Annotated in this window: 3 protein-coding genes; 1 reads left to right on the top strand and 2 read right to left on the bottom strand. The window is 70.2% G+C overall.

Annotated elements, in window-relative coordinates; all coding sequences use genetic code 11:
• The coding region (locus L2I40_RS20615; RefSeq protein WP_237217051.1) for a DUF4384 domain-containing protein at positions 1–712 on the top strand (712 nt) is incomplete at its 5' end.
• 193 nt (positions 713–905) lie between these two features.
• Here the strand turns inward: L2I40_RS20615 and L2I40_RS20610 are convergent.
• Entirely contained in the window at positions 906–1,397 is a 492-nt protein-coding gene (locus L2I40_RS20610) for an Hcp family type VI secretion system effector (protein ID WP_237217050.1), read from the bottom strand.
• A gap of 34 nt (positions 1,398–1,431) precedes the next feature.
• Positions 1,432–3,585: type VI secretion system ATPase TssH (tssH, locus tag L2I40_RS20605; RefSeq protein WP_237217049.1), on the bottom strand; the 2,154-nt coding region annotated here is incomplete at its 5' end.

The following is a 3,585-nucleotide window of genomic DNA, read 5'->3' as shown; positions in this document are numbered from 1 at the left end:
GCCCGTGCAGCCGCAGCCGGCCGCGCTGCCCTCGGCGGCCAACATCCGCACCGCCCTCGCCTCCGCGCTGCCGCCCGTGGCGTGCTCGCTGGTCAGCGGCACGGTGGCGCAGGACCGCGCCACGCTGCGGGGCGTCGTCGGGCGCGGGACGCCGGACCAGGCGCTGCGGAACGCGGTGGCGAATGCCGCAGGCGCCTTCCCGCGCGACCTACGCCTCAACACCTTTGACGGACCGTTCTGCGCCGCGCTCGACACGCTGCGGCCCTTCACTCAGCCGTTCGGCTCGGCGGGCGCGCTGCAGGTGGCGCTCGCCAACAACGCGACGCGGCTGCGCGACGGCGAATTGGTGACGGTGCAGATCAACGGGCCGGACTTCCCGGCCTATCTGCAGGTCACCTTCCTCGTGCACGACGGCACGCTGGCGCATCTGCACCCGACGCCGACGGACCCGTCCCGGCTGCTGCCGGCCGGCGCAGTGCTGCGCCTCGGTGACCCGGCGCTCGGCGGCCCGGCCTGGGCCGTCAGCCCGCCCTTCGGCAGCGACCTGATCATCGCCGTCGCCTCCTCGGCGCCGATCTTCGATCGGCCGCGGCCCGACGACGAGGACATGAACGCCTATCTGCGCGACCTGCGCGTCGCGCTCGAGAATGCGCGGCGCCGCGGCGTGCGGCTGGCGGTGGATGCATGGGCGCTCGATACCGTCGCGCGGTGACGCGCGCGGCCATCAGGGCGCGGTGACGCGCGCGGCCAGCAGGGCGCGGTGACGCGCGTGGTTAGCAGGGCGCAGTGACGCGCGCGGCCACAAAGGCGCAGCAGCGTCGCTGAACGCAAGACGGGCCGGCGTCGCCGCCGGCCCGTTGCAATCCTGCCCGAGCGGCCGGCGCGCGAGGCGCCGGCCAGCCGAATCAGACGTTCGCCTTCATCAGCGTCAGATCGTAGGACACCTTCGTGCCGTCCTTCGTGCCGAGCGCTTCGTCGACGATCTTCGGCGTGATCTCGATATGGGAGAAGTTCAGGGAGAGGCTCTCGCTGCCCTTCCCCATGCCGCTCCCGCTGAAGGAGTAGCCGGAAATGCCGCAATCCTTCAGCTTGATGATCAGGTAGGCGGCCTGCTCGTTGCCGGACGTCGTGGTGAAGTGGATCTCCACGGCGGTGTTGAGCTTGCCCGCGACCGACTCTTCGAACAGCTTGGAGGAGGAGGCGGGGTCCCACTCCTTCGACACCGTGATCTCGCTGATCGAGGGCTCGCTCGCCTCGCGGTTGGCGCCCTTGCCCTTCGAAGAGGCCAGACCGCGGCCCGCGCCCATCTGGACGCTGCCGAGCGTGATCCAGTCCGCCCAGCCCTTGGTGGTGGCGTCACCTTTGATGGTGCTGCCGTACTTCATGTAGATCGACATCGGATCGCTCCTTTCCTGCCTGCCCCCAGACCTCTCACGCAGCCTCTACCGTGTAGGTGAAGCCGCCATCCGGCGCGAGGCCGACCCGGATGCCACCCACCTGGCGGCCTTCCGCCAGATGGGCGAGCACCTCCGCCGACAACTCCGGCAGGAGGGTGCGCGAGAGGATGTTCTCCACGTTGCGCGCGCCCGAGGAGGCCTCGGTGCAGCGCGACGCGATCGCTTCGACCAGCGCCGGATCCCAGGAGAAGCCGGCACGGTAGCTGTCATGCACGCGGCGCCCGATCTTTCGCAACTGCATCTCGACGATCTTGCGGATGATGTCGTCGGGCAACGGGAAGTAGGGCACCAGCGTCACCCGGCCCAGGAAGGCCGGCTTGAAGTACTTCATCAGCTCCGGCCGGATCGCGGCGGCCAGCCCATCGGCGTCGGGCATGGTTTCGGGATCGGCGGTCAGCTTCGTCATCAGGTCGGTCGCGGCGTTCGACGTCATGATGATGACGGTGTTCTTGAAGTCGATGTCGCGGCCTTCGCCGTCCTTCATGTTCCCCTTGTCGAAGACCTGGAAGAACACGTCCTGGACGCCGGGATGCGCCTTCTCCATCTCGTCGAGCAGCACGACGGAATAGGGCTTGCGGCGCACGGCTTCGGTCAGGATGCCGCCCTCGCCATAGCCGACATAGCCGGGCGGGCTGCCCATGAGGAGCGAGACCTTATGCTCCTCCTTGAACTCGGTCATGTTGATGGTCGTCAGGTTCTGCTCGCCGCCATAGAGCAGTTCGGCGAGCGTCAGCGCGGTCTCGGTCTTGCCGACGCCAGACGTGCCGACCATCAGGAAGACGCCGATCGGCTTGCGCGGGTCCGTCAGGCCCGCACGCGACGTGCGGATCGCCTGCGCGACGGCTTCCAGCGCATGTGGCTGGCCGACGACGCGGCTTTCCATCGCGTCCTTCAGGTTCAGCACGGTGCGGATCTCGTCGCCGCGCATGCGCCCGGCCGGGATGCCGGTCCAGCTCTCGACGATCTCGGCCACCGCCTGGCCGTCCACCACCGGATGCACCAGCGGGTGCTCGCCCTGCAAGGTCCGCAGCTCGCCCGTCAAGGCGGCGAGGCGCGTGCGCAGCCCGTCCTTGTCGCGGGTGTCGTCCGGGTTCTCGACCGCGCCGCGGATCTCGGCGATCTCGGCGGCGAGCGTCTTCTCCTGCGCCCAGCGCGCGTCGAGCTCGGCGAGCTCGCCCTCGTTCTTGGTCTTCTCGGCCAGCAGCTCGTCGCGGCGGGCGGCGAAGTCGGCGCCAGCCGACATCTCGCGCGCGACGATGCCGAGTTCGGTGTCGATCAGCTCGACGCGGCGGCGCCGGTCCTCGATCGCGGCCGGGATCGCCGCCTGGCTCATGGCCACGCGCGCGCAGGCGGTGTCGATCAGGCTGACCGCCTTGTCGGGCAGCTGGCGCGAAGGGATGTAGCGGGCCGAAAGGCGCACCGCCTCGCTCACCGCCTCGTCCAGGATGCGGACGGAGTGGTGCTTCTCGAGCGTGCCGACCAGGCCGCGGATCATCGCGATGGCGATCGGGATGGACGGCTCCTCGACCTTCACCACCTGGAAGCGGCGGGTCAGGGCGGCGTCCTTCTCGAAGTACTTCTTGTATTCGGCCCAGGTGGTGGCCGCGACGGTGCGCAGCTCGCCGCGCGCCAGCGCGGGCTTCAGCAGGTTCGCCGCGTCGTTCTGGCCCTGCTGGCCGCCGGCGCCGATCAGCGTGTGCGCCTCGTCGATGAAGAGGATGATCGGCTTCGGGCTCGCCTTCACCTCGTCGATGACGGATTTGAGGCGGTTCTCGAACTCGCCCTTCACGCCGGCGCCGGCCTGCAGCAGGCCGAGGTCCAGCGTGCGGAGCACGACGCCCTGCAGCGCGGGCGGCACGTCGCCCGAGGCGATCTTGATCGCGAGGCCTTCGACGACCGCCGTCTTGCCCACGCCGGCCTCGCCGGTGAGGATCGGGTTGTTCTGGCGGCGCCGGGTCAGGATGTCGATGACCTGCCGGATCTCGCCGTCACGGCCGAGGATCGGGTCGATCTTCCCCGCCTTGGCGCGCGCCGTGAGGTCGGTGGTGAACTGGTCGAGCGCGGTGGTGCCGCGCGGCGCGCCGTCGCCGCCGGCCGCCGCGGCCTCCGAGCCCGCAGCGGCGGCGGC

Origin of the sequence: Falsiroseomonas oryziterrae, from assembly GCF_021864505.1 — a bacterium.
GTDB classification, from domain to species: Bacteria; Pseudomonadota; Alphaproteobacteria; order Acetobacterales; family Acetobacteraceae; genus Falsiroseomonas; species Falsiroseomonas oryziterrae.
This window is presented reverse-complemented; position numbering and strand designations above follow the sequence as displayed.